Source organism: Arthrobacter sp. Soil761, assembly GCF_001428325.1.
Classification (GTDB): Bacteria; Actinomycetota; Actinomycetes; order Actinomycetales; family Micrococcaceae; genus Arthrobacter.
This window is the reverse complement of the sequence record NZ_LMSF01000009.1, coordinates 67,833-94,257: the sequence shown is the minus strand read 5'-3', so window position 1 is coordinate 94,257 and position 26,425 is coordinate 67,833. Positions and strand designations below refer to the sequence as shown.

The 26,425-nt window shown below is 66.9% G+C and carries 24 protein-coding genes; 4 read left to right on the top strand and 20 right to left on the bottom strand.

Annotated elements, in window-relative coordinates; translation table 11 throughout:
* Positions 1-142: 142 nt before the first annotated feature.
* From ASG79_RS07435 to glnA, 3 genes are read right to left on the bottom strand one after another with little or no spacing between them, the layout of a single operon-like run.
* The gene (locus ASG79_RS07435; protein WP_056389795.1) at positions 143-688 is read right to left on the bottom strand and encodes a GNAT family N-acetyltransferase; all 546 of its coding nucleotides are present in this window, start codon (positions 686-688) and stop codon (positions 143-145) included.
* Entirely contained in the window at positions 678-3,689 is a 3,012-nt protein-coding gene (locus ASG79_RS07430) for a bifunctional [glutamine synthetase] adenylyltransferase/[glutamine synthetase]-adenylyl-L-tyrosine phosphorylase (RefSeq protein WP_018771541.1), read from the bottom strand. The genes ASG79_RS07435 and ASG79_RS07430 overlap by 11 nt, the downstream gene beginning before the upstream one ends.
* A gap of 9 nt (positions 3,690-3,698) precedes the next feature.
* Positions 3,699-5,039, bottom strand: coding sequence for a type I glutamate--ammonia ligase (gene glnA, locus ASG79_RS07425; protein ID WP_026266112.1), 1,341 nt, complete (start codon positions 5,037-5,039; stop codon positions 3,699-3,701).
* Positions 5,040-5,315: 276 nt separating this feature from the next.
* On the opposite strand from glnA, the gene panB reads away from it, so the two are divergent.
* Positions 5,316-6,230, top strand: coding sequence for a 3-methyl-2-oxobutanoate hydroxymethyltransferase (panB, locus tag ASG79_RS07420; protein WP_056389792.1), 915 nt, complete (start codon positions 5,316-5,318; stop codon positions 6,228-6,230).
* A gap of 48 nt (positions 6,231-6,278) precedes the next feature.
* Here the strand turns inward: panB and ASG79_RS23470 are convergent, their stop codons facing one another.
* The gene (locus ASG79_RS23470) at positions 6,279-6,443 is read right to left on the bottom strand and encodes a hypothetical protein (protein ID WP_018771538.1); all 165 of its coding nucleotides are present in this window, start codon (positions 6,441-6,443) and stop codon (positions 6,279-6,281) included.
* A gap of 122 nt (positions 6,444-6,565) precedes the next feature.
* Here ASG79_RS23470 and map point away from each other — a divergent pair, with 122 nt between their 5' ends.
* Both map and ppgK read left to right on the top strand, forming a co-directional pair.
* A complete protein-coding gene (gene map / locus ASG79_RS07415; RefSeq protein ID WP_018771537.1) occupies positions 6,566-7,444 on the top strand; it encodes a type I methionyl aminopeptidase in 879 nt (292 codons plus the stop codon).
* A 108-nt stretch (positions 7,445-7,552) separates the two neighbouring features.
* On the top strand, positions 7,553-8,356 hold the full coding sequence (gene ppgK / locus ASG79_RS07410; RefSeq protein ID WP_018771536.1) for a polyphosphate--glucose phosphotransferase: 804 nt from the start codon (positions 7,553-7,555) through the stop codon (positions 8,354-8,356).
* Between the two features lie 51 nt (positions 8,357-8,407).
* On the opposite strand, the gene nrdR is transcribed toward ppgK, so the two are convergent.
* From nrdR to ASG79_RS07395, 3 genes are all read right to left on the bottom strand, one after another.
* A complete protein-coding gene (gene nrdR, locus ASG79_RS07405; RefSeq protein ID WP_056389789.1) occupies positions 8,408-8,911 on the bottom strand; it encodes a transcriptional regulator NrdR in 504 nt (167 codons plus the stop codon).
* A gap of 141 nt (positions 8,912-9,052) precedes the next feature.
* On the bottom strand, positions 9,053-10,426 hold the full coding sequence (gene hisD / locus ASG79_RS07400) for a histidinol dehydrogenase (protein WP_056389786.1): 1,374 nt from the start codon (positions 10,424-10,426) through the stop codon (positions 9,053-9,055).
* A 4-nt stretch (positions 10,427-10,430) separates the two neighbouring features.
* Positions 10,431-10,952, bottom strand: a complete 522-nt coding sequence (locus tag ASG79_RS07395; RefSeq protein ID WP_056389783.1) for a hypothetical protein — start codon at positions 10,950-10,952, stop codon at positions 10,431-10,433.
* A gap of 126 nt (positions 10,953-11,078) precedes the next feature.
* Here ASG79_RS07395 and ASG79_RS07390 point away from each other — a divergent pair, with 126 nt between their 5' ends.
* Complete coding sequence (locus tag ASG79_RS07390; RefSeq protein ID WP_056389780.1) at positions 11,079-11,579, top strand: flavin reductase family protein; 501 nt, start codon at positions 11,079-11,081, stop codon at positions 11,577-11,579.
* Between the two features lie 110 nt (positions 11,580-11,689).
* Here ASG79_RS07390 and dnaE read toward each other — a convergent pair whose 3' ends face one another.
* From dnaE to ftsW, 13 genes are all read right to left on the bottom strand, one after another.
* On the bottom strand, positions 11,690-15,250 hold the full coding sequence (gene dnaE / locus ASG79_RS07385) for a DNA polymerase III subunit alpha (protein WP_018771531.1): 3,561 nt from the start codon (positions 15,248-15,250) through the stop codon (positions 11,690-11,692).
* Positions 15,251-15,299: 49 nt separating this feature from the next.
* Positions 15,300-16,226, bottom strand: a complete 927-nt coding sequence (locus ASG79_RS07380; protein WP_056389777.1) for an RluA family pseudouridine synthase — start codon at positions 16,224-16,226, stop codon at positions 15,300-15,302.
* The gene (gene lspA / locus ASG79_RS07375; protein WP_056389775.1) at positions 16,219-16,791 is read right to left on the bottom strand and encodes a signal peptidase II; all 573 of its coding nucleotides are present in this window, start codon (positions 16,789-16,791) and stop codon (positions 16,219-16,221) included. Before lspA ends, ASG79_RS07380 begins: the two co-directional genes overlap by 8 nt.
* A gap of 93 nt (positions 16,792-16,884) precedes the next feature.
* On the bottom strand, positions 16,885-17,568 hold the full coding sequence (locus ASG79_RS07370) for a DivIVA domain-containing protein (protein ID WP_056389772.1): 684 nt from the start codon (positions 17,566-17,568) through the stop codon (positions 16,885-16,887).
* Positions 17,569-17,744: 176 nt separating this feature from the next.
* On the bottom strand, positions 17,745-18,032 hold the full coding sequence (locus ASG79_RS07365; RefSeq protein WP_018771527.1) for a YggT family protein: 288 nt from the start codon (positions 18,030-18,032) through the stop codon (positions 17,745-17,747).
* Between the two features lie 134 nt (positions 18,033-18,166).
* A complete protein-coding gene (locus ASG79_RS07360; protein WP_018771526.1) occupies positions 18,167-18,697 on the bottom strand; it encodes a cell division protein SepF in 531 nt (176 codons plus the stop codon).
* Between the two features lie 90 nt (positions 18,698-18,787).
* Entirely contained in the window at positions 18,788-19,540 is a 753-nt protein-coding gene (locus tag ASG79_RS07355; RefSeq protein ID WP_056389769.1) for a YggS family pyridoxal phosphate-dependent enzyme, read from the bottom strand.
* Positions 19,533-20,222, bottom strand: coding sequence for a peptidoglycan editing factor PgeF (gene pgeF, locus ASG79_RS07350; RefSeq protein ID WP_018771524.1), 690 nt, complete (start codon positions 20,220-20,222; stop codon positions 19,533-19,535). Before pgeF ends, ASG79_RS07355 begins: the two co-directional genes overlap by 8 nt.
* A gap of 8 nt (positions 20,223-20,230) precedes the next feature.
* Positions 20,231-21,484 (bottom strand): cell division protein FtsZ, encoded by a 1,254-nt coding sequence (gene ftsZ, locus ASG79_RS07345; RefSeq protein WP_056389768.1) that lies wholly within the window; start codon positions 21,482-21,484, stop codon positions 20,231-20,233.
* 184 nt (positions 21,485-21,668) lie between these two features.
* Complete coding sequence (locus tag ASG79_RS07340) at positions 21,669-22,616, bottom strand: cell division protein FtsQ/DivIB (protein WP_056389764.1); 948 nt, start codon at positions 22,614-22,616, stop codon at positions 21,669-21,671.
* Positions 22,609-23,985: a UDP-N-acetylmuramate--L-alanine ligase gene (gene murC / locus ASG79_RS07335; protein WP_056389762.1), complete on the bottom strand. Its 1,377-nt coding sequence runs from the start codon at positions 23,983-23,985 to the stop codon at positions 22,609-22,611. The genes ASG79_RS07340 and murC overlap by 8 nt, the downstream gene beginning before the upstream one ends.
* Positions 23,982-25,082, bottom strand: a complete 1,101-nt coding sequence (gene murG / locus ASG79_RS07330) for an undecaprenyldiphospho-muramoylpentapeptide beta-N-acetylglucosaminyltransferase (RefSeq protein WP_056389759.1) — start codon at positions 25,080-25,082, stop codon at positions 23,982-23,984. Before murG ends, murC begins: the two co-directional genes overlap by 4 nt.
* Before the next feature lie 6 nt (positions 25,083-25,088).
* Positions 25,089-26,423: a putative lipid II flippase FtsW gene (gene ftsW, locus ASG79_RS07325; protein WP_018771519.1), complete on the bottom strand. Its 1,335-nt coding sequence runs from the start codon at positions 26,421-26,423 to the stop codon at positions 25,089-25,091.
* Between the last annotated feature and the right edge of the window lie 2 nt (positions 26,424-26,425).

The following is a 26,425-nucleotide window of genomic DNA, read 5'->3' as shown; positions in this document are numbered from 1 at the left end:
GTGCTGAGACCGGGAGCCGGCCCCCCTGACGAATGCCCCCCGGAACGAAGACTGTCCAGCCTTCCCCCCAACAAGGTTGGAGAACACCGCCAATCCACATGATCGGGCAAACGCTTGCTAAGCGCAATGCCGGTACGGAGAGTTACGCCGGTACCGTTGCCGAAAAGCTGCGGAACATGGTTCGTTGGGGCCCTGCCGGCCCGCCGGTATACGGTCCCGAGTCGACGAAGCCGGCGCGGCGGTAGGCGGACAGGCCCGCAGGGTTTTCCTGGTTGACGGACAGTACGACGCCGGACTCGCCAGTTTGGTGCCGCGCGGTGAGCTTGCGTCCGGCCTCCACAGCGGCGGCGGCAGCGAGCGTGCCCAGGCCCCTGCCCTGGTGGGGCCGGTCGATGAGGAACCCGCGCAGCAGCCATGCTGAGTGGTCGTCAGGCCAGCCTGCAAGCGTTGCCGCCCCGGACTGCAGGGTCAACAGGCCGACGGCGCTGCCTCCGGCCTCGACCACGTACGGCCGTCGTGATTCTTCCGCCAGTCCCGCAAGGGCCATCCGCAGCGGGTCGCCGACGAAGCGGTCCTGGCCCGACACCAGCGACATTTCCGCGATGGCGCCCAACTGGATGGCGCGGGCGTCCGAATCAAGGTCCCGCAGCGGGACCAGCCAGACCCACGGCGCTGGTTCAGTGCCCATAGAAGAGGCGTTCAAAGACTGCCCTGGCCCGGCGGCTCACCCTCAGGTAGTCCTCCTCCAGCGCGGCGGCGCGGCCCGGTTCATAGCCGCACCAGCGGGCCACAGCTTCGAGATCGCGGCGCGAGGAGGGCAGGACGTCCGAGGCCTTGCCGCTCCAGATGACATTGGCTGACCGGATACGGCTGGCAAGCCGCCAGGCCTCGGCGAGGAGCCGGGCATCGGCGCCGTCCAACAGGCCCAGTTCCGCCGCGGCTGCCAGGGCCTCCAGGGTGGAGGTGGTCCGGAGCTCCGGATGCTTCCCGGCGTGCTGGAGCTGCAGCAGCTGCACCAGCCACTCGACGTCGCTGAGGCCGCCGCGGCCCAGTTTGAGGTGGCGTGCGGGGTCGGCGCCGCGCGGCAGCCGTTCGGACTCCACCCGCGCCTTGACGCGCCTGATTTCGCGCACGTCCTGCTCCGAGACGGACTCCGGGTACCGGATGGGGTCGATGAGCCTGATGAAGTCAGCGGCCAGGGCGTCGTCGCCGGCCATGGGGCGTGCCCGCAGCAGGGCCTGCGCTTCCCAGATCAGGGACCAGCGGCGGTAGTACTCGGCGAACGAGTCCAGGGAGCGCACCATGGCCCCGTTCTTGCCCTCGGGCCTGAGGTCGGCGTCCATCTGCAGGACACGTTCCGCCATGATGGCAGGCTTCAGCGGCTGCGTGAGCAGGCTGGATACCTTGGCAACGATGCGGGCGGCCTGTTCCTGCGCCTCCGCTTCGGAGAAGCCCGGCAGTGCGCGGTGGACGTACATGACGTCGGCGTCGGACCCGTAGCCGATCTCGCGGCCGCCCTGGCGGCCCATGGCCACCACCAGCACCGTGGTCTTGAGCGGGCCGCCGGCGGAGACAATGCCTTCTGCCACCCGCAGGGCACCCAGGACGGCGGCGCGGTCCGTGTCGGCCAACGCCCCGCCTACCCGTTCCTGGTCCAGGAGGCCGGCGGAATCAGCGATGGCGATGCGCAGGATTTCGCGCCGCCGGATCAGGCGGATCAGGCGCATGGCGCTTTCCGGGTCCGCGTGCCGTGCCATCTTCGCGGTGATTTCCTGCCACTGGGCCTCGAAGCCCAGCGGCACCAGGTCCTTGTCCTGTCCCAGCCAGGCGACGGATTCCGGCGAAACTTCCAGGAGGTCTGCGATCAGCCGCGAATTGGAGAGCATGTGGCACAGGCGCTCGGCCGCGGCGTTGGAGTCCCGGAGCATGCCCAGGTACCAGTGCGTGGTGCCCAGGGCCTCGCTGACGCGGCGGAAGGCAAGAAGGCCGGCATCCGGGTCCACGCCTTCCGCGAGCCAGTCCAGCAGGATGGGCAGGAGCTGGCGCTGCAGGGCGGCCCGGCGGCTTACCCCGGCCGTCAACGCCTCAATGTGGCGCATTGCCCCCTGGGGGTCCCGGTAGCCGAGGGCAGCCAGCCGTCCCTGCGCTGCCTCGGGCGTGAGCCTGGCGTCCTCGCTGCTGAGCTTGGCCGCGGTGTTCAGCAGCGGCCGGTAGAAGATGCGCTCGTGCAGTTCACGGACGGAACGCTTGGTGCGCTGCCATGCGGACAGCAGGGAGTCCGGGCTGGGCCGCTCGTTGGAGAAGGGGCCCAGCACGGCTTTGGCCAGTGAGCGCAGCGCAGGCTCCGCCACGGGCATCAGGTGGGTGCGGCGCAGCTGGAACAGCTGGATCCGGTGTTCCAGCAGCCGGAGGTAGCGGTAGGCGTTGTCGAAGGCGGCAGCGTCGGAACGGCCGATGTACCCTCCGGCTGACAGCGCGGCGATCGCGGAGGTGGTGTCCCGCCGTCGTAATGTCTCATCCGCCTTGCCGTGCACCAGCTGGAGCAGCTGGACGGTGAATTCGACGTCACGCAGGCCGCCCCGCCCCAGCTTGATCTGGCGCTGCTCCTCGGCGGCCGGGATGTGCTCGGTGACCCGGCGGCGCATCGCCTGGACGGACTCGACAAAGCCCTCGCGGCCGGCCGAGCTCCAGATCAGCGGCGCCACGGCGTCCTCGTAGGCGCGGCCCAGGGCGGCATCACCGGCGATGGCACGGGCTTTGAGGAGCGCCTGGAATTCCCAGCTTTCCGCCCACCTGGCGTAGTACGTCTCGTGGGAGGCGAGGGTGCGGACCAGCGGCCCCGATTTGCCTTCGGGCCGCAGGTTCGCGTCCACCTCCCAAAGTCCCGGCTCCCTGGCCACTGATGAAATGGCCCGCGAGATCCCGCTCGCCAGTGCCGTGCCGATGGTATTGGCGTGGGCGTCCTCCAGGCTGCCGGCGTCCACCACGTAGATGACGTCGACGTCGGAGATGTAGTTCAGCTCCCGGGCGCCGCACTTGCCCATACCGATCACCGCAAGGCCGACGTCGGCCACATCGGCAGCGCTGTGCTGCTCCGCGGCCTCGGCCCGGGAGACGGCGAGGGCAGCCTCGATGGCGGCAGCAGCAAGGTCCGCCAGTTCACCGCCCACCGATGGCAGGAAGTCCAGCGGATCCGCGGCGCACAGGTCCTTGACGGCGAGATCGACAAGTCCCCGCCGGTAGGCGGTGCGCAGGGCGGCATAGGCGTCCACGCCGGTAACGGCGGCCACGGGACGGGCCGCCCGTGGGTCGGCCCCCACGGATTGCAGGAGCGTGGCGCGCAACAGCCCCGGGTTGGCCGGCAGTGGCTCGGGACTGGCGCGGACCTCGAAGGCCTCCAGGTGCTCGGGGTGCCGGATCAGGAACTCCCCCAAAGCCTCCGAGGCCCCCAGGACCCGGTACATCGGTTCGCTGGCCTCCGGCTCGGCGTCCGCCAGCTCCCGCAGCTGCGGGTGCTTTTCGATCAGCCGGACCAGGGACTGCAGCGCGGTATCCGGACTGGCCGCAAGGTGCAGCCCGGCAAAGAGCCTGTCCTGGTCCAGGCCCTCGAGTTCGCGCGCGGAAAGGAACCGTTCGCCCTTCTCCAGGTCGCTGAATCCGGCCGCGATCAGGCGGCGTGCCAGGCTCACGCCTGGCACCTAGAGGATGCCGAGGTTGCGCTGCAGCTCGTAGGGCGTCACCTGCAGCCGGTAATCCTGCCATTCGGCGCGCTTGTTGCGCAGGAAGTGCTCGTAGACCTGCTCGCCCAGGATCTGCGGCATCAGCTCCGAGTCCTCCATGGAGCGGATGGCGTCGTGCAGGCTTGCCGGCAGCGGATCGTGGCCCATGGCGCGGCGCTCGGCCGAGCTGAGCGACCAGACGTCGTCCTCAGCGGCTGCCGGCAGCTCGTAGCCTTCCTCAATGCCCTTCAGCCCTGCACCGAGCAGGACGGCATAGGCAAGGTAGGGGTTGGCCGCGGAATCGATGCCGCGGTACTCGATGCGGGCGGACTGGCCCTTGCCCGGCTTGTACAGCGGCACGCGGACCAGGGCGGAACGGTTGTTATGCCCCCAGCTCAGGTAGCTGGGAGCCTCGCCGCCGCCCCACAGGCGCTTGTAGGAGTTGACGAACTGGTTGGTGACTGCCGTGAACTCGGGGGCGTGCTTGAGGATGCCGGCAATGAACTGGCGGGCCGTCTTGGACAGCTGGAACTCGGCACCTGCCTCGAAGAACGCATTGCTGTCCCCCTCGAACAGCGAGAAGTGCGTATGCATTCCGGAACCGGGGTGGTCGGTGAACGGCTTGGGCATGAAGGTGGCGTAGGTTCCCTGCTGCAGGGCCACCTCCTTGATGACCGTGCGGAACGTCATGATGTTGTCCGCGGTCTGCAGTGCGTCGGCGTAGCGAAGGTCGATCTCGTTCTGGCCGGGACCGCCTTCGTGATGGCTGAACTCCACCGAGATTCCCACCGATTCCAGCATGGTGACGGCGGTGCGGCGGAAGTCCTGGGCCACGCCGCCGGGAACGTGGTCGAAGTAGCCGCCCTCATCCACCGGCACGGGTGCGCCGTCCGGACCCGGCTCCTGGGACTTGAGCAGGTAGAACTCGATCTCGGGATGCGTGTAGCAGGTGAAGCCCATGTCCGCGGCCTTGGCAAGGGTCCGCTTGAGGACGTTGCGCGGATCAGCGGTGGAGGGCTCGCCGTCGGGAGTCAGGATGTCGCAGAACATGCGTGAGGTCTGCTCCGTCTCGCCGCGCCACGGCAGGATCTGGAAGGTTGCCGGGTCCGGCTGCAGCAGCATGTCCGATTCGAAGACGCGCGCCAGGCCCTCAATGGAGGAACCGTCGAAGCCGAGGCCTTCCTCGAACGCTCCCTCGACTTCCGCCGGCGCCAGCGCCACGGACTTCAGCGAACCCACGACGTCGGTGAACCACAGCCGCACGAAACGTACGTCGCGCTCTTCGATCGTGCGCAGGACAAATTCTTGCTGGCGGTCCATGATGGCCTCTTCTCCGGTCAACGTTCATGCTCCGGGGCCCGCGCAAAGGGGAAAGCCGGCAGCAGTTCATCATCACTGTACTAATCATTCGGCGCCGATGCTTGAGCCTGCCCCGTGCGTAACACAGCATTAACCTGTTCGGCCGCCCAGGCCGCCCCCCGCCCGGGTCTCCAGCGCCCTTTGGCGCCCGTCCAAAGCGCCGCTATGACGCTAATCACCTTTGACCGGCGCCGCCCGCGGTAGCTAGGACGCCGGGTACCGCACTACGCTCATCCCATGGCCTCCAGCAACAGCTCCGACTCCAGCGCGTCCGCAGAAGTACCCGCACCTTACGGAAGCGGCCCGGGCACAGCGGCCGCGGCTGCGGCCCCGGCCCCGGCCCCGGCGGAACGGAAGCCGGCAAAGGTCCGCATCCACCACCTGCAGCAGGCCAAGAACGACGGCACCAAGTTCGCCATGCTTACCGCGTACGAGCAATACACGGCCGAGATCTTTGACGCAGCCGGCATCGAGGTGCTCCTGGTTGGCGATTCGGCGTCGAACAACGTGTTCGGCAACGAGACCAGCCTTCCGGTGACCGTGGACGAGCTGCTCCCCCTGTGCCGGGCCGTCGCCAGGACCGCCAAACGCGCCCTGGTGGTGGCGGACCTTCCGTTCGGCAGCTACGAGGTCAGCGCCGAACAGGCCGTGGCCGCCGGTGTCCGTTTCCTGAAGGAAGGGCTGGCCCACGCCGTGAAGATCGAGGGCGGGAAGTACTACGCTCCAACGGTCCGGGCCATGGTGCAGGCAGGCATTCCGGTCATGGCCCATATCGGCTTCACCCCCCAAAGCGAACACGCCCTGGGCGGGTACCGTGTCCAGGGCCGCGGCGACGATGCCCGGCGCCTGATTGACGACGCCGTCGCGCTGGCGGACGCCGGGGCATTCTGCGTGCTGATGGAGATGGTGCCTGCCGAAACAGCGGCGGCGGTCGACGCGGCAGTGAGCGTTCCCACGGTTGGCATCGGTGCCGGCAAGGCGACGACCGGCCAGGTGCTCGTGTGGCAGGACATGGCCGGCCTGCGGGGCGGCCGGATGGCCAAGTTCGTCAAGCAGTACGCGGACCTGCGCAGCACATTGCTCGACGCCGCCACCGCCTATGGCGAGGACGTCCGGTCAGGCCAGTTCCCCGGCCCGGAGCACTCGTTCTAAACCCGCCCGGGTAAGCCGGCTGCAGCGCGGCCGGACGCACCCAACGGGTCAGTCGTCGTCGCCCTTTTCCCAGGCCTCGTTGCGCGCTTTGACCTTTTCCAGGGCGTGTTCGGCTTCCGCCCGGGTCTGGTAGGGCCCAATGAGCTGGCTCCAGTCCGACATCCGGTCCTCTTCCACCTCGTGGGTCTTGATGTTGAACCAGTACTCAGTCATCGTTGCTCCTCGTTCCGGCGACAGGGAAAGCCCGGGGTGATCCACGTAACACAAACACTTACGCGTGCCCTCCGCCGCTTGTCGGTTGTTAGGCGTTCTGTGGTGCCTTATATGATCAATCTATGCCTTCCCTTGCCTCGACTGCACCCATTGGCACCCTGACCCCGGGTACCGTGAGTCCGCAGCGTCCCGTCCCGGCGTCCATCCCCCGTCCGGAGTATGTCGGCAAGCCCGCCCCGGCCAAGTTCACCGGTTCCGAGGTCAAATCCGCGGAGACTATCGAGAAGATCCGGATTGCCAGCAGGATCGCGGCCCAGGCCATCGTTGAAGTGGGCAGGCACATCCAGCCGGGCGTCACCACGGACGAGCTGGACAAGGTGGGCCACGAGTTCCTGCTGGACCACAACGCCTACCCGTCCACGCTCGGTTACCGCGGATTCCCCAAATCGCTCTGCTCGTCCTTGAACGAGGTCATTTGCCATGGCATTCCGGACAGCACGGTGGTCCAGGACGGCGACATCCTGAACATCGACATCACTGCCTACATCAACGGCGTCCACGGCGACACCAACTTCACCTTCCTGGTGGGGGACGTTGACGAGGAATCACGGCTGCTGGTGGAGCGCACCAGGGAGTCGCTGAACCGCGCCATCAAGGCCGTGGCGCCCGGACGCGAGATCAACGTCATTGGCCGTGCCATCCAGTCCTACGCCAAGCGGTTCGGCTACGGCGTGGTGCGCGACTTCACCGGCCACGGGGTTGGCGAGGCATTCCACACCGGGCTGATCATTCCGCACTATGATGCCGCGCCTGCGTACAACACGGTGATCGAGGCCGGCATGGTGTTCACCATCGAACCGATGCTCACCCTGGGCACCGTGGAGTGGGACATGTGGAGCGACGACTGGACCGTGGTCACCCGGGACCGTCGGCGCACCGCACAGTTCGAGCACACCCTGCTGGTCACCGAGACCGGCGCCGAAATCCTCACCCTCCCGTAACCCGGCCATGCCCGCACGGGCATGCTGCCGGCGCAGACCGGACACCTGTTACCGGCCGCGCAAGCGGCCCCTTTTCCTGCCCGCCCCTGTCACACGAACGGAATCCCATTGGCCAAGAAGGACGAAAAACCGCACAAGAACGCACCGCTGATCGGCATCGACATCGGTGGCACGGGCATCAAGGGCGGCATTGTCGACCTGAAGAAGGGCAAGCTCCTGGGTGAGCGCTTCCGTGTGCCCACGCCCCAGCCCGCCACCCCGGAGGCTGTGGCCGAGGCCGTGGCCCTGGTGGTGGCCGAGCTTTCTGCGCGCCCCGAGGCTCCTGAAGCCGGCTCTCCCGTGGGCGTGACGTTCCCGGGGATCATCCAGCACGGCGTGGTCCATTCGGCCGCCAACGTGGACAAAAGCTGGCTGGACACCGACATCGATGCCCTCCTTACCGCGCGGCTGGGCCGTCCCGTCGAGGTCATCAACGACGCCGACGCCGCCGGCCTGGCCGAAGCACGCTACGGTGCCGGCGCCGGCGTGTCCGGCACGGTCCTGGTCATCACCCTCGGTACAGGCATCGGTTCGGCCTTCATCTTCGACGGCAAACTGGTCCCCAACGCCGAGCTGGGCCACCTTGAAATTGACGGCTTCGACGCCGAATCCAAGGCATCCGCTGTGGCCCGGGAACGGGACGGGCTGTCATGGGACGAGTACAGCGTGCTGCTTCAGCGCTACTTCTCCCACGTGGAGTTCCTGTTCTCGCCGGAACTGTTCATCGTGGGCGGCGGAATCTCGAAGCGCGCGGACGAGTACCTTCCCAACCTCAAGCTCCGCACCCCGATTGTCCCGGCTGTCCTGCGCAACGAGGCAGGCATCGTGGGCGCCGCCCTGGAAATCGCCCTGAAGCACAAGCTGGCCAAGTAGGAGTGGTGCCGGTGGCGGCCGCGGCTTCCCCTCCGCTGCCGCCACCGGAGTCTAGAGGGGGCTCTTCTCGGAGCTCTTGGGGTTGCCGGCCGGGCCTTTGGCGTCCTCTTCGGCCTCGTGGCGGAGCAGGGCGATAGCAGTTTCGAAATCCTCAAGGGACTCGAACGCCTGGTACACGCTGGCAAAGCGCAGGTACGCCACCTTGTCGAGTTTCTGCAGTGGTCCAAGGATCACCAGGCCCACCTCGTGGGCATCGATTTCGGCGGCACCGGACGCCCGGATTTGTTCTTCGACTTCCTGGGCCAGCATGGCGAGGTCATCCTCGCTCACGGGGCGGCCCTGGCAGGCCTTGCGGACTCCGTTGATGACCTTGCTGCGGCTGAAGGGTTCGCCCACGCCGGACCGCTTGATCACGGAGAGGCTGGTTGTTTCGACGGTGGTGAACCGGCGGCCGCATTCGGGGCACTGCCGGCGCCGGCGGATGGCTGAACCGTCATCCGCCATCCGGCTGTCCACCACACGGGAATCGGGGTTGCGGCAGAACGGGCAGTACATGTCGTTCCCCCCTTTTTCGCTTGTGCTGTGCAAGATTCCTTGGAAGCCATCAGCACCGCCGGGGGGCAATGCTGTGGCGCCTCCCAGTTTACGGGCACATGTGGGGTAATAACAATCCTGTAATTACTACATGTAGTGGTGTCACCCCTGGCCGGGGAACCGCACCGTGACGGCGTCGCCGTGGGCCGGAAGGTCCTCGGCCCGGGACAGGCTCACGATGTGCCCGCTGACCTCGGCCAGGGCTTTCCGGCTGTAGTTGACCACCTGGATGGCGCGCAGGAAGGTGGTGACGTTCAGGCCCGAGGAAAAGGCGGCGGTGCCGCTGGTAGGCAGCACGTGGTTGGAGCCTGCGCAGTAGTCGCCCAGGCTCACCGGGCTGTAGTCGCCCACGAAGATTGCCCCCGCATTGCGGATCCGTGCCGCCACGGCTGCGGCATCGCGGGTCATGATTTCCAGGTGCTCGGCGGCGTAGGCGTCGCAGGCAGCGATCCCCTGCTCCAGTCCGTCCACCAGCACGACGCCGGACTGCGGGCCGGACAGCGCCTCCCGGACCCTCGCCGAGTGTTTGGTTGCAGCGGCCTGAAGCTCCAGTTCAGCGCGCACGGCCGCGGCCAGCTCTTCCGAATCGGTGACCAGGACCGATGCGGCCTTGGGATCGTGCTCGGCCTGGCTGAGCAGGTCTGCGGCAACCAGCGCCGGCTGGGCGGAGTCGTCGGCCAGGATGGCGATTTCCGTGGTTCCCGCCTCGGAGTCGATTCCAACAACGCCCTTGACCAGCCGTTTGGCCGTGGCGACGAAGATGTTCCCGGGCCCTGTCACCACATCGACGGGCTCCAGCGCGGGACCGGCCGGTGAGGCTTCGACGCCGTACGCGAAGGCGGCGATGGCCTGCGCACCGCCGATGGCATAGACCTCGGTGACGCCCAGCAGCGCCGCTGCGGCCAGGATGGTGGGGTGCGGCAGGCCGCCGAACTCCTTCTGCGGCGGTGAGGCCAGGGCAACGGATTCCACGCCTGCCGCGAGTGCGGGCACGACGTTCATGATCACCGATGAGGGATACACGGCAAGGCCGCCGGGAACGTACAGCCCCACCCGCGCCACGGGGACCCAGTTCTGGCTGACGACGGCGCCGTCGCCAAGTTCGACGTCCACGTTGCGGGGGCGCTGGGCGTCAGCGAATTTCCGTGCCCGGCTGATCGATTCCTCCAGCGCCGCCCGCACCTCCGGTTCCAACTGGGCCAGCGCTGCGTCAATCGCCTCCCTGGGGACCAGCGGGTGGCCCTGGGCCACGCCGTCGAACCTTTCCGCCAAGTCCGCCAGCGCCGCAAAGCCGCGCTGCCGGACGGCGGAGATGATCTCCAGGACCTTTTCTTCGGCATCCGCCACGGTCTGGCCCTTGGCCCGGGGAACGGCGGCGCGCAGGGCTGCGAGCGTCAGGTTGCGGCCGCGAAGGTCGACGGTGCGGAAATCGACGGCGGCTGCCGCGGGGGCGGGAAACTCCGGGAAAGTGGTCACCGGACTATTTTACGGGGCTGTTCGCGCCTGCCTGTTCCGTCCCCTTCTCCCGGGGCTTCCTGCCCGCCCCGCCGAACAGTTCCAGCACGAAGACCGACATTGCCGTGGCGGCAGGCCACAGCAGCAGCACCGGCCACGCCCGGAGGGAAAAGGCGATGCTGGCGTTCGCCGACGCATCAACAGCAGGTCCCAAGAGCCGGCCTGCAAAAACCCCGGTCCCCCAGGCGAGTACACTCCCTGCCAGCGCTCCGGCAAGGCCGGTCAGCAGGGCCGCCTGCGGGTCCGCACGCCTGCCATCCGCCAGGAACACGGCCAGGAGGCAACCGGCCAGCACCAGGATCCCTGCCAGGGTGAGGTCGCGCGGAAGCCACACCAGGGGAACCGTGCCCGACGCCAGGGCGGGATCCCGTGTAACCAGGTTCAATCCGCCCGGCGCCAGGAGCCACCACAGGATGCCTGCCGGAATTCCGGCCGCCGCCGGAACCAGCAGCAGGGACCAGGGCAGCCGCCGTGCGGAGTTTGTCATGCATCACACCTTAACAAAGGTTCCTGCCAGGTGATCCGGCCACGCAGTGCGTGCGGCTGTTCTCCGCCCCGGCCGCGGGCCAATAGGCTTGGAGGAAGAGTTACACCACTTAGTGCAGGAGTTCCGGTGACCGACAGCAGCGAGCCGTTCGAGCAGACGTTCAGGGAGATGTTCCGCCGCCACGCCGCGGGCGTTGCCATCATCACCGTGAACTACCAGGACGAGCCCTACGGCTTCACCGCCACCTCGGTGGCGTCGGTGTCCGCCAAGCCGCCCCGGTTCACGTTCAACATGGCACGCAGTTCAAGGTCCTGGCCGGCCGTGGCCAACACCCAGTACCTGGGTGTGCACATGCTGGGGCTGGAGAACCAGGAACTGGCCGCCCGCTTTGCCCGCCCAGGCAACCGCTTCGAAGGCAACCACTGGGAGATCGGTCCGCACGGTGTGCCCATTCTGAAGGACGTCGCAGGGTGGCTGATCGGCGAGGTGCAGATGCGGCTCTCCTTCGAGAACAACGCGGTGGTGGTGGTCCAGGTGGTGGACGGCCAGGTGGGCGGCGAGGGATCACCCCTGCTGTACCACGGCGGCGCCTACGGGCAGCCCATGCCGCTGGATTACGAAATCTAGGCGCGGCACGCAGCCCCACCCCCGCCCCCAGCCACGCACCCGGGCAGGGCACGACGGCGGCAGGTGCCGGCCGCCGTCGGCTGTTCCTTTGTCAGGCGTCCAGGCAGGGGTCAGGCGTCCAGGCAGGCGGGGCCCAGCAGGACCTTCAGGTCGCCGAACAGCGACGGGCTGGGGTTGACGCGGAGGTGGACCGGCAGGCCCATGATTTCCGTGCGGGTGTCTCCCTGCAGGTGCAGCCGCACCTCCGAATTGCCCCGGTGGGTGCGCAGCACATCGCCCAGCTCGGTGACCACGGCCTCGGTGGCCTTGTGGGTGGGCATGGTGATCACCAGGGGCCCGTTCAGCCCTTCGCTGAGGTCCGGGACGGACAACTCCATGCAGTTCAGGGTGATGGCGCCGTCGTCGCGCTTCTGCAGCCGGCCCTTGACCACCACGATCAGGTCCTCGGCGAGGACGGAGGCGATGGGCCCGTAAACCTGCCCGAAGAACATGACCTCGATCGAGCCGCCCAGGTCTTCGACCTCCGCCCGGGCGTAAGCGTTGCCGCTGGCTTTGGCGATGCGCCGGCTCAGCGACGTGATCATGCCCGCGATGGTGATGATGGCGCCGTCCTGCGGACCGTCCTCGCCCAGAATAGTGGTGATGCTCATCTCGGCGTGCTGGGCCAGAAGTCCCTCGAGGCCCTGCAGCGGATGGTCCGACACGTAGAGTCCCAGCATGTCCCGCTCGAAGGAGAGCTTGTCCTTCTTCTCCCACTCGGGCAGGTCCGGAATCTCGATGCTCAGGGAGGACGACTCCGAACCCGCTTCCTCGAATCCGGCGAAAAGGTCGAACTGGCCAATGGCCTCGTTGCGCTTGAGGGTGATGACGGAGTCGATCGCCTCTTCATGGATCATTGCCAGGGCACGGCGGTGGTGGCCCAGTGAGTCGAACGCCCCCGACTTGATGAGGGATTCGATGGTCCGCTTGTTGCAGACCACGGCCGGCACCTTCATCAGGTAGTCCTTGAACGAGGTGAAGGCGCCCTCGCTTTCGCGGGCGGCCACCATGGCCTCGACGGCGTTGACGCCCACATTGCGGATGGCACCCATGCCAAAGCGGATGTCGTTCCCCACCGGAGTGAAGTTCAGGGCAGACTCGTTGACGTCCGGCGGAAGGACCGTGATGCCCATGCGCCGGCACTCGTTGAGGTAGATGGCCGATTTGTCCTTGTCATCGCCCACCGAGGTCAGCAGGGCCGCCATGTATTCCGGCGCATAGTGCGCCTTGAGGTACGCGGTCCAGTAGGAGATCACGCCGTACGCGGCGGAGTGCGCCTTGTTGAAGGCGTAGTCGGAGAAGGGCAGCAGGATGTCCCAGAGGGTCTTGACGGCCTCCATGGAGTAGCCGTTGTCCTGCATGCCCTGGGAGAAGCCCGCAAACTGCTTGTCCAGCTCGGACTTCTTCTTCTTGCCCATGGCGCGGCGGAGGATGTCCGCCTGGCCCAGGGAATAGCCTGCCAGCTTCTGGGCCACGGCCATGACCTGCTCCTGGTACACAATCAGGCCATAGGTGCCGCCGAGGATTTCCTTGAGGGGTTCCTCGAGTTCCGGATGGATGGGGATCACTTCCTGGATCCCGTTCTTGCGCAGCGCGTAGTCGGTGTGCGCGTTGGCGCCCATGGGGCCCGGACGGTAGAGCGCCAGGACGGCGGAAATGTCTTCGAAGTTGTCAGGCTTCATGAGCTTGAGCAGCGACCGCATGGGACCGCCATCGAGCTGGAAGACACCCAGGGTGTCGCCGCGGGCCAGGAGTTCATAGGACTCGGCATCGTCCAGCTCGAGGTTTTCCAGGTCCAGCTCGATGCCCCGGTTCATCTTGATGTTCTCAAGGGCATCGGAAATGATCGTCAGGTTCCGCAGGCCCAGGAAGTCCATCTTGATCAGGCCAAGGCCCTCGGACGTGGGATAGTCGAACTGGGTGATCACCTGGCCGTCCTGGAAACGGCGCATGATGGGGATGACGTCGATGATCGGGTCGGAGGACATGATCACGCCGGCCGCGTGCACGCCCCACTGCCGCTTCAGGCCTTCAATGCCCAGGGCCGTCTCGAAAACCTTGGCGGCTTCGGGGTCGGTGGCAATGAGCTGCCGGAAGTCCCCCGCCTCGCTGTAACGCTTGGCTTCCGGGTTCTGGATGTCCGCCAGCGGGATGTCCTTTGCCATCACGGCCGGCGGCAGTGCCTTGGTCAGCTGCTCGCCCATGCTGAAGGGGTAGCCAAGGACACGGGAGGAGTCCTTGAGGGCCTGCTTGGTCTTGATGGTGCCGTACGTGACGATCATGGCCACGCGCTCGTCGCCGTACTTCCGGGTCACATAGTCGATGACCTCGGAACGGCGCCGGTCATCGAAGTCGACGTCGAAGTCGGGCATGGAGACGCGGTCCGGGTTGAGGAACCGTTCGAAGATCAGTCCGTGGCGCAGGGGGTCGAGGTCGGTGATGCGCATGGCGTAGGCCACCATCGAGCCTGCACCCGAACCACGCCCGGGGCCCACCCGGATGCCGTTGTTCTTGGCCCAGTTGATGAAGTCGGCAACCACCAGGAAGTAGCCCGGGAAGCCCATGGAGGTGATGACGCCGAGCTCGTAGTCGGCCTGCTTGCGGACCTCGTCCGGTATGCCGCCCGGGTAACGGTACTTCAGGCCCTTGTCCACTTCCTTGACCAGCCAGGAGGTTTCGTCCTCGCCGGGCGGGCAGGGGAACCGCGGCATGTAGTTGGCATCCGTGTTGAAGGACACCTCGCAGCGCTCGGCGATGAGCAGGGTGTTGTCGCATGCCTCCGGATGGTCGCGGAAGAGCTCCCGCATCTCCTGGGGGGATTTGAGGTAGTAGCCGCTGCCGGAGAACGCGAACCGCGAACCGCCGTTGTCATAGGTGGGTTCCAGCAGCGTGGAGCCGGACTGGATGGCCAGCAGCGCCTCGTGTGCCTTGGCGTCGTGCTCGTGGGTGTAGTGGAGGTCATTGGTGGCCACCAGCGGCAGGTTCAGGTCCTTGGCCAGCCGCAGCAGGTCACCGGTGACGCGCCGTTCAATGTCCAGCCCGTGGTCCATCAGTTCGCAGAAGTAGTTGTCCGCGCCGAAGATGTCCCGGAATTCGGCCGCTGCTTCCAAGGCTTCGCGGTACTGGCCGAGCCGGAGCCGGGTCTGGACCTCACCGGAGGGGCATCCGGTGGTGGCGATCAGCCCTTCCGAGTAGGTGTTCAGCAGTTCGCGGTCCAGCCGGGGCCACTTGCCGAACACCGAGTCAAGCGAGGCGATGGACGAGGCCCGGAACAGGTTCCGCATGCCCACGTTGTTGTAGCTCAGCAGCGTCATGTGGGTGTAGGACCCACCGCCGGAGACGTCGTCCTTGCGCTGGGATTCGTCGCCCCACCGGACGCGTTCCTTGTCCGTCCGGGCGGTGCCGGGGGTTACGTACGCCTCGACGCCGATGATCGGCTTGATGCCCTTGTCCGTGGCCTTTCGCCAGAAATCGAAGGCACCGAACAGGTAGCCGTGGTCCGTCGTGGCGAGGGCAGGCATGCCCAGGCGCTCGGTTTCGTCGAACAGCTCCCCCAGCCGGGCAGCTCCATCCAGCATGGAATATTCGGTGTGGGTGTGCAGGTGGACAAACGAATCTTTGCTGGAACTCACCGCACCATTCTAAGCGCTGCCGCTTTGCTGCTCCGCCAGGAGGCCCGTGTCAGGCCTGTCCCGATTCGAGTACTTCCAGTGCGTAAGCCAGGTCCTGGGGGTAGTCGCTGGTGACCGTGACACGCTCCCCCGTCACGGGGTGGTCGAATGACAGTGCGCGGGCGTGCAGCCACTGGCGGGTAAGCCCAAGGGTGGCGGCAAGGCGGGGGTCGGCGCCGTACGTGAGGTCGCCGGCGCAGGGGTGGCGGAGTGCGGAGAAGTGGACCCGGATCTGGTGGGTCCGCCCGGTTTCAAGGTGGACCTCCACCAGGCTGGCCTTGCCGAATGCCTCCAGGACCTCGTAATGGGTCACCGAGGGGCGGCCATCCTCGATTACGGCAAAACGCCAGTCATGCCCGGGGTGGCGTCCGATGGGGGCGTCGATGGTCCCGGTCAGGGGATCGGGAAGGCCCTGCACCACCGCGTGGTAGACCTTGTCCACCGTGCGCTCCTTGAAGGCGCGTTTCAGGGCTGTGTAGGCCCGCTCGGACTTGGCCACGACCATCACGCCGGAGGTCCCGACGTCGAGGCGGTGGACGATTCCTGCCCGCTCCGGGGCACCCGACGTGGAGATGCGGTACCCGGCGGCGGCCAGGCCGCCTACCACTGTGGGCCCCACCCAGCCGGGCGAGGGATGGGCGGCCACGCCCACGGGTTTGTCGACGACGACGAAATCGTCGTCGTCGAGCAGGATGTTCAGGCCTTCCACAATCTCCTCCACGACTTCCAGCGGGTCACGCCGCTCCGGGACGGTGACGTCCAGGACGTCCCCGGCCACGAGTTTTGCCGACTTTCCCAATGCCTTGCCCCGGTTCAGGACGTGGCCCTCCGCCAGCAGGGACGCGGCCACGGAACGGGATACCCCCAAAAGGCCGGCCAGCCCGGCGTCAGCCCGCGTCCCGCCGTATTCGTCAGCCACCACAACGCGCTCAGTCATGGGCGGTCTTTTCCTTGTGCGCGTTCCCCAGCCGGGTTCCGTCCAGCGCGATTCCGCGGATGGTCAGGAGGCAGATGATGGCGACGGCGGAGACGACGGCCGAGTCGGCGATGTTGAAGATGGCGAAATTGGGCAGCTGGATGAAGTCCACCACGTGGCCCATGCCGAAGGACGGTTCGCGGAAGAGCCGGTCGGTGAGGTTGCCCAGGGCCCCGCCGAGCAGCAAACCCAAGGCAAGGGACCACCACGCAGAACCCAGCCTGCGCACCTGGAAAAGGATGGCGACGGCCACGGCGGCCATGATGATGGAAAACACCCACGTGACATTCTCACCAATGGAAAACGCAGCACCCGAATTCCGGATGAAGTACCAGTGCAGGAGGGGCGGCAGGACGGGAATCCGCTCCCCTTCCACCATGGTGGAAGTGACCCAGAGTTTGGTCAGCTGGTCCAGGACGTAGGCGAAAACCGCGAACCCGGCGAACAGGGACAGCAGCACTGCCCGGCGCGGGCGTGGTGAGGGTGGGACAGGGCGTGCCGCATCCGCAGCGAGTTCGTCAGTCATGGTGCTTTCAATTCGTGGTGCTGGGTCTCAATGCCAAAAGCCGGTGGCCGAGGAATCCTCAGCCACCGGCTTTCAGAATACGTGCTGCCAGACTTAGTTGGCTTCGCTGACTTCCGGGGTCGCTACTGAGCCGCGGGCATCCAGGTCGCGGAGCTGGCCCTCGATGTAGGCCTTCAGGCGTGAACGGTAGTCGCGTTCGAAGCCGCGGAGCTGCTCCACCTTGCGTTCCAGGACGGACCGCTGCTGCTCCAGCGCGCCGAGGATCTTGCGGGACTTCTCCTGGGCGTCGTTGACGAGGCTGCTGGCTTCGATCTGCGCTTCGGCGATGATCTTGTCCTTCTGGGCCTGGCCGTCGGCGACGTGGCGGTCGTGCATCTGCTGCGCCATGGCCAGCAGGCCTGCAGCGGATTCAGCGGAAGGAGTGGCCACGCCTGCAGGGGCGGCCGGTGCGGCGGCAGCCGGGGCAGCCGGCTGGATGTCCTTCTTCTTGGCTTCGGCAGCCTTCGCCTCGGCCTCAGCCTTTTCACGGGCCTCGTCCTTGTCGGCCTTGACCGGCGCGGGGACCTTCTCCACCACGGGGGCGGCAGCTGAGCTGGCCGGAACACTCGAACCTGCTTCGGCGAGCTTCTTGCGGAGCTCGTCGTTTTCCTGGTTCAGGCGGCGGAGTTCAACGACGATTTCGTCCAGGAAGTCGTCAACCTCGTCCTGGTCATAGCCCTCGCGGAACTTGGTGGGCTGAAAGCGCTTGTTGACAACGTCTTCTGGCGTCAAAGCCATCTGGTCACCTCACTGGTCTGGTTAGTCAGTAGGCCTTCCGGCCGTCAAAACTACGGTACCTAAATTTGGTCTGCTTACTCTAATTCAACACTGCGGTGTCAAACGCGAGGTTTCTTCGCTTTACACTAGCTGTTCCCGGGGGGAACACCTTGCATTGCCCGGCCCTGGTGGGTAAATCAGGCCAGTCCCCTGGTGACGCTCATCGCAATGCTGACGCCGATGAACAGGATCAGGAAGCCCAGGTCCAGGGAGACGCCGCCGAGCCGGAGCGGCGGAATCATGCGCCGCAGGCCCTTCAGCGGCGGGTCGGTAATGGAATACACGGCGTGCGCCACCACCAGAGCCGCGCCCCGGGGCCGCCAGTCCCTGGCAAACATCTGCACCCAGTCGAACACCAGGCGGATGATGAGGGCGACAAAGAACAGCAGCAGGGCGAGATAGAGAAGTCCGAAAACAATTCCCATGACTTATTTCATATCTCCATGTTCGTGCGGCCCATCCATCGTGGCGGCCGGGATCGTACTGCCGGTGTCTTGTCTATTTCAGCACAGATGCCAGACAGGTGTCCCTGCCTGGCATCTGTGTGCAGCCTCTGCGCTCAGCTTTGGTTGAAAAAACTGGCCTGCGTATCGCTGGCCTTCTTGTCGTCACCGATCACTTCAACGTAGGACGGTGAGAGCAGGAACACCTTGTTGGTCACCCGCTCAATGCTTCCCCTCAGGCCAAAGACAAGTCCGGCCGAGAAGTCCACCAGGCGCTTGGCATCGGCCTCACCCATGTCCGTGACGTTCATGATCACCGGAATCCCGTCCCGGAAACTCTCACCGATGAGCTTGGCATCGTTGTAGGAGCGCGGGTGGATGGTAGTGATCTGGCGAAGTCCAGTGTTCTCTTCGCGGCTGGAAGCCGCACGCTTAATGGGGGTCACAGGGGCGCGGTATTCCTCTTCAGGGGCGTAGGACGCCTCGCGGCTGACTTCGCGGACCGGCGCCGGAGCGCGGCGTTCCTCGCGGTCAACTTCCATCGGTTCGTCCTCATCCTTACGTGTGGTCGTTTGCTCGGGCTCGTAATGCTCATCGCCGTCGGCGAGCCCAAGATAGATCATTGTCTTGCGCAGAGCGCCGGCCATGGTCGACTCCTAATCGTGTCCCGTAAGCGGGCCGCCCAATGATTTGACAGCACTGGAGTCCCCCGCCCATCACTTCCAATAGCTCCGACGCTACCCCACGGCGGGACGGGAACCGAGAACATCCGAACCGATTCGCAGGTGTGTCGCCCCGAACTTAATGGCCGCCTCCAGGTCCTGGCTCATGCCTGCCGATATGGCAGTGGCGGAGGGGTAGTCCGCAGCCAGCCGGGCGGAAATTCCCGCGAGCTGTTCGAACGCCGGCTCAGGTGGCGCGCCCAGCGGGGCAACTGCCATCACGCCGGCCAGGTTCAGGCCTTCCGACCCGGCGATCCGTTCTGCCAGGTGTGGCACGTCGGTGGGGTCCGCACCGCCGCGGTGCGTGCCGCCGTCGTGCTCAAGGCTGACCTGGATGAAGCAGTCCAGGGGTGCCCGCCCGGTGGCGTCCATTTCGTGGCGAACCGCCTTGGCCAGCGCCTCCACGAGCTGGGGCCGGTCTACGGAATGGACGGCGGAGGCGTAGCGGGCCACGGACTTGGCCTTCTTGGTCTGCAGTTGGCCAACGAAATGCCACGCCAGGTCCAGGTCTGCCAGCTCGAGGGCTTTGGCGGCAGCCTCCTGGTCCCGGTTCTCGCCCACATCCGTAACTCCAAGGGCGGCCAGGCGCCGGATATCGTCCGCGGGGTGGAACTTCGTGACCACGATCAGGGAGGGCAGCTTGTCCCCGCGGCCGGCGCCCGCAGCCGCGGCTGCGATGCGCTTCCAGACGGCGGCAAGCCGTTCCGCAAGTTCGGCACTGCGCGAGTCATCCGCACTGCCGTGCCCGGTACCTGCAACCTCAGTCATGGCACCAGACCAACCCGGCAAAACGGCCGGTATTGCGGTCGCGGCGGTACGAATAGAGCGTTTCCGTCTCAAGGGTGCAGCCCCCTGCGTATTCCACGCCCACGCCCGCACCCTCGAGCTGGCTGCGCGCACCGGCAGGAAGGTCCAGGGCAGGTGTCCCCCAGGACGTGGTGCTCCGGGCGGCGGGGACCACGGCAGCCACCTCATCCCGCAGTGCTGCAGGAACCTCGTAGCAGGACCCGCAGATTGAGGGCCCCAGCCAGGCCCGGATCCGTGACGCACCAAGGGACTGCATGCTGTCTACGGCGGCAGGAAGGACACCGTTTGCGATGCCCGGGCGGCCGGCGTGCACCGCGGCAATCACGGGCCCGGCCGCGGACTCCCCGGCGAGCAGCACGGGAATGCAGTCCGCAACCATGACGGCCAGCGGAAGTCCGCGGGACACCATGGCGTCGGCTTCAGGGCCGGGAGACTCCGCTTCCATCAGCGCCACGCTGGTCCCGTGGACCTGGTTCATGAAGCGGAGCGCCCGGGGCGCGACTCCGATGGACCGCTCCAGGCGTGCCCTGCGCTCCAGGACGGCAGCGGGATCGTCTCCTACATGCAGGGCAAGGTTTCCCGCATGCACGTCGGTGAATGCGGCCGACACCCCGGGGAGGATGTCGGCGCGCCAGTGGAACAAACCGGTGCCTACTTCAGGAAGTCGGGGACATCCAGGTCATCCGGGTGGGTGCCGGTCAGGTCCGGCTCCACGACGGAGGGCAGGTCGACGTCGAAGCCCGAGTCAGCGGGGACGGCAGAGGGGCGCTGCTGCCCCCAATTGCTGAGTCCCGCGGCACCAACACCGGCATGGATCGGCTGGACGTTCTGCTGGTGGTTTCCGTTGCCCTGGTGGTTTCCGTTTTGGGGGTGGGCAGAGGCGGGCGCCGCGGCAGGGGCAGCGGGCCGCTGCGGGGCGGTCTGCGGCTGGGACTGGTCCATGGAGGGCGAGGTGGCCTTGACGTCGTCGAATCCGGCAGCGATGACCGTGACGCGTGCTTCATCGCCCAGGGCATCGTCGATGACGGCACCGAAGATGATATTGGCCTCGGGGTGGGCCACTTCCTGGACCAGCCGCGCAGCCTCGTTGATTTCGAACAGGCCAAGGTCCGAGCCGCCCTGGATGGACAGCAGGACGCCGTGGGCGCCGTCGATGGACGCTTCCAGCAGCGGCGAGGCGATGGCCAGTTCGGCCGCCTTGACGGCGCGGTCTTCGCCACGGGCGGAACCGATGCCCATGAGGGCCGAGCCGGCACCCTGCATGACGGACTTGACGTCGGCGAAGTCCAGGTTGATCAGGCCGGGCGTGGTGATGAGGTCGGTGATGCCCTGGACACCGGACAGCAGGACCTGGTCCGCGGAGCGGAAGGCGTCGAGCACGGACACGTTGCGGTCGCTGATGGACAGCAAACGGTCGTTGGGGATCACGATCAGGGTATCCACCTCGTCGCGCAGGGCGTCGATGCCGGCCTCGGCGGAACCGGCACGGCGGCGGCCCTCGAAGGTGAACGGGCGGGTGACCACGCCGATGGTCAGGGCGCCGAGCGAGCGGGCAATGCGGGCGACGACGGGCGCGCCGCCGGTACCGGTGCCGCCGCCTTCACCGGCGGTGACGAAGACCATGTCGGCGCCGCGCAGGACTTCCTCGATCTCGTCCGCGTGGTCCTCGGCGGCCTGCTTGCCCACCTCGGGATTGGCGCCGGCGCCCAGGCCCCGGGTCAGTTCCCGTCCGACGTCGAGCTTCACGTCGGCGTCGCTCATGAGCAGGGCCTGGGCGTCGGTGTTGATGGCGATGAATTCAACACCCCTGAGGCCGACCTCGATCATGCGGTTGACTGCGTTCACGCCACCGCCGCCGATGCCGACGACTTTGATGACGGCCAAGTAATTCTGCGGAGCTGCCACGTTACGTGTCCCTTGTTCGTGTCTTATTGCGAAAACTGATGGAGAGCTTGAAGCCTGCAACCTTAACCTTCGAGTTGAAGGTTATAGTTATGTCAAGTAACTCTTGTCTGTGACGGTATTTCCTCTGGTTCCCACATTCAATAACCGGGTCCGCGTGTCGGATTAATACCGGGAAAGAAAGCGCTCAGCGCGTCACGGGGTGCCGGGGCACACTGACATCGTAGACCCTGACCGGATTCTTGGGATCGGCCGGAGCCTTGAGGAGGGCGGCCAGGACCTTGGCCTTGAGTTCCTTCTCGGAGGCGTTGCCCCACACGATGGTCTGGCCGTCCACCAGCTTGAGTTCAACGGCGTCCACGGACTGCGCGGACGCGTTCGAGAGCTTCGCCAGCACGTCGGCCGGCAGGGCCCCCAGGACGGCGGCGGTGGCGCGGAACAGGTCCTGGCCGATCGCGCCGGCGCCGCCGTCGATCACCGGCAGCGACGCCGACGCCGGATCGTCCGTGGTAGCCAGCTGGACGCCGTCGACGTCCACCAGCTGGTACTGCTCCCCCTGCTTGACCAGCGCCACGGGCACCCGCTCGTGCACTGCGACGGCGAGGGTGGACGGCGGCCGTGCCTCGACGGACACGGACTTGACCTGGATCAGGTTGTCCAGCAGCCTGCGGACGTCGTCGTCACTGATCTGCGGCAGCGGCTTGCCGCGCAGGGGCTCCAGCGCAGTCTGCACCTGGGCCGGGGTGAGAAGCCGCGTGCCTGTCACCGAGACGTTCTGCAAAGCAAGGACCGGCGAGTAGACGGCTCCGGCCAGCAGCCCGGCCACCAGAACCAGCACCGTTCCCACGGCGAGGAGGATCTTTTTCCGGCGGCGCCGGCCTTTGGGCTCAGGGAACGCAAGGACTGTCGCGCCGGCGGCCTTCTGTTCCTTGGCCGGATTGGAGGGCGCCTGGTCCGGGACGCTGCGGGATGCGGTAATCACGTCGCCGCTGCCACCGGCTGCGGCGGTCGGGGAAGATGCGGCCCCCTTGGGGGCATTGTCACCTGCGTTGTTCGCGGCGGTTTTCCCGGAGCCGGGATCGGCCCGCCTGTTCCGGCCGGCCGGGGCGTAGGTGGGGCGTCGGGAACTAGGCACTCAGTGCCTCCACAATTTTCGGGCCGTAGGCTGTGACGTCGCCGGCGCCCACGGTAAGGACAACGTCCCCGTCCGCAGCGGCCCGTGCCAGGGTGCCTACGGCGTCGTCGGCCGAGACCAGCCGACCGCCCTCCGTGAGGTGGTCCGCGATGAGCTGGCTCGTGACGCCCGGGATCGGGTCTTCCCTCGCCGGGTAGATGTCCAGGACCAGGGCGGTATCGGCCAGGTTCAGGGCATCGGCGAACTCTGCCGCGAATTCACGGGTCCGGGAAAACAGGTGCGGCTGGAACAGGACATGGACCTTGTGGCCGCCTGCCACCGAGCGGGCTGCGGTGAGGGCGGCGCGGACCTCCGTGGGGTGGTGCGCGTAGTCGTCGAATACCCGCACGCCCCGTGCCCCACCTTTGAGCTCAAACCGGCGGGATGCGCCGGAGAAGCGGGCCAGGCCGGCGGCCGCGGCTGCCGCGTCCACCCCGAGCTCGAGGGCCACCGCAAAGGCGGCTGCGGCGTTCAGCGCGTTGTGCCGTCCGGGCACCTGCAATGACAAAGGGAACCGCGCACCGCCGGCGGATATGGCAACCTGCCCCGGGCCGCCGTCGTCCAGCCTGACGTCCGCCGCATCACCGGTGCCGTACAGGACCACCCGTGTGTTGCCCCGCGCCCGGGTCCGCTCCGCCAGGGCCAGGGCTCCGGCGTCGTCGGCGCAGGCCACCAGGAGGCCGTCAGCGGGCAACAGGGCCGTGAAGCGGTCGAACGACTCGTAGACGGCTTCAGCGGTGCCGTAGTAATCAAGGTGGTCAGGTTCCACGTTGGTGACGATGGCGATGCGGGGCCGGTAGTTCAGGAAGGAGCCGTCGGATTCATCAGCCTCGGCAACGAAGATGCCGGACGTACCATGCGCAGCGTTCACGCCGAGTGCGGGGATGTTGGCGCCGACGGCAAAGGACGGATCCAGGCCCGCCGCGCGGAGCAGCACCGTCACCATCGAGGTGGTGGTGGACTTGCCGTGTGTTCCAGCCACCGTTACCACGGTGTCGTCGCCCATGGTGGCTGCCAGGGCCTGGGACCGGTGCAGCACCGGCAGTCCCGCCTTCCGCGCCGCGGCGAGCTCGGGGTTGTCCCCGCGGATGGCCGAGCCCGCAACCACGGTCTGCGCGTCGGCCAGGTTTCCGGCGGAGTAGCCGACGGCGATGCGCGCCCCGGCCGCGGCGAGGTCGGCCATGACGGGCAGGTCCTTCGCATCGGATCCGCTGACCGGGACTCCGCGCGCCACCATGATGCGGGCCACGGCGGACATGCCGACTCCCCCGATGCCGATGAAGTGCACCTTTCCCAGGGATTCCAGCCGGGGGGTGTTGTGGGGGCTCATGCAGATACCGCTTCCAGGACAAGACCAGCCATGCGCTGGTCGGCATTTCGGATTCCGAGCCGGTAGGACTTGGCTTCCATTTCGGCCAGCCGTGCTTTATCGGTGACCAGCGGGATCAGCTCCCGGGCAACCCATTCCGGAGTGAAGTCACGGTCGGCCACCAGCACTGCTCCGCCTGCGGCGACCAGGCCGGCCGCGTTCAGCGCCTGTTCCCCGTTTCCGATGGGCAGCGGCACCAGGACTGCCGGGACGCCGACTGCGGCCACTTCGCTCACCGTTGCCGCTCCCGACCGGGCCAGGAGAAGGTCGGCCGCGGCATAGGCAAGCTCCATGCCGTCGATGTACTCCACCTGCCGGTAGCCATCCGCAGCGAGGGGTTGGCCCGTTTGGTCCAGGACTGTCTTGCCGCGGCCGGTGATGTGGAGGGTCTGGATACCGGCGTCCGCAAGGTGGCCAACGGCGGCGGCGATTGTCCGGTTGATGCTCTGGGCGCCGGAGGAACCGCCGGTGACGATCAGGGTTGGCTGCTGGGGATCGAGCCCCAGCGCCTCGCGTGCGGCGGTGCGGGCGCTCTTCCGGTCCAGGCCGGAAATCTCCTTCCGCATGGGCATGCCCACGTGCACGGCATTGGGCAGCGGGGTGCCCTCGAAGGCCACGGCAACCCGGCCCTTCAGGAAGGCCCCCACACGGTTGGCCAGTCCCGGACGGGCGTTGGCTTCATGGATCACCACGGGGATCCGGCGCTTCCGCGCCGCCAGGTACATCGGCGTGCACACGTAACCGCCTACGCCCACCAGGACATCGGCCTGCGCCCGGTCCAGGATGGCGCCGGCCTGGCGGACTGCGCCGGCCAGCCTGGCCGGCAGGCGGAGCAGGTCTGCGGAGGGCTTGCGCGGAAGCGGCACGCGGTCGATCGTGGCCAGCTGCACGCCGGCGGCCGGAACCAGCCGGGTTTCCATGCCTGAGGGCGTACCAACCGCCAGGATGGCGGCATCCGGGGCTTCGCTCCGGAGGGCGGCGGCGATGGCGAGCAGCGGGCTGATATGGCCCGCCGTTCCGCCGCCGGCCAGGACAATGGAAGGGTGTGTCGCAGTCATTTGGGGTCAGGCACGCTTTCTGGAATTCTTTGGTTGGTTCTGTTTCCGCCCTGGCCGGGCCTTGAACTTCAGCATCCGTTTGGGCCGCATGGCCGGAGCCATCTGCTCCCGCGCCAGCGAGAGGACAACGCCCACGGCGCACAGTGACATCAGCAGCGCCGAGCCACCGTAGGAAATGAACGGCAGCGGCACGCCGATGACGGGCATCAAACCCGTGACCACGGACATGTTCACGGTTGCCTGGCCCAGCAGCCAGACCATGATGGTGCCGGCCAGGACCCGGTGGAACATGTCCTCCTGTGCCACCACCACGCGGTAGATGGCGGCACCCAGGATGGCAAAAAGGACCAGGACGACGACGGTCCCCACCAGGCCGAGTTCCTCGCCGATGATGGCGAAGATGAAGTCGTTGTGGGCTTCGGGGATCCAGCTGTACTTTTGCCGGCTCTGCCCCAGGCCCACACCCAGCCAGCCGCCGGAGGCAAGGCCGTACATGCCGTTGGTGGCCTGGTAGTTGGCGTCGATGCCGTCGGCGCAGGACTGGCCGGTCCACCACGAGGTGATGCGGCACATGCGGTTGGAGCTGGTGATGGCCATGACAGCGGTGCCGGCAGCAGCGATGATGCCGGCGATGCCGAAGAGGTAAAGCGGAACACCTGCGAAGAACAGTGCGGCGGCCATGATCATCATGATGATCATGGCGGTGCCGAGGTCGTTGCCCACCAGGATCAGCACGATGACGATGGCTGCCATGGGCACTGCGGGGACCAGCACGTGCTGCCACCGGCTGAGCAGTTTGCCCTTCCGGGCCAGCACCGTTGCCAGCCACAGGGCAAGGGCGAGTTTGGCCGCTTCGGAAGGCTGGAAGGTGATCCCGCCCAGGTCGATCCAGTTCCGGTTGCCGTTGACCTCGTCTCCCACCACCTGCACCAGGCCCAGGAGCAGCACGGCAACACCCACGGCGGGCCATGCGAGGCGTTTCAGCCAGACGACGTTGATCCGCGAGAGCACGAACATGGTGAAGATGCCGATCGCTGCGAAGATCCCCTGTTTCAGGGCGTCCCCGTAGGGGGACTTGCCGGCAGCGATGGACTCAACGCTGGAGGCGGAGAGGACCATCATGATCCCGATAGCCGTCAACGCAAGCGTGGCGCCGAGGATGAGGTAGTACGTGGAGCCGTTCCGGGACGTGCCTGTCCCCTCCAGCGCCGACCAGAACCGGCGGTAGAGGGTCCGCAGCTTCGCGCCCGCCGCAGCAGGCTGCCGGGTGGCCGTGGAGCCGGGGCGTGGCTTGCCACCCTGCGGCTTGCCACCCTTCGGCCGGGTGGGCGTGCTGACCATCG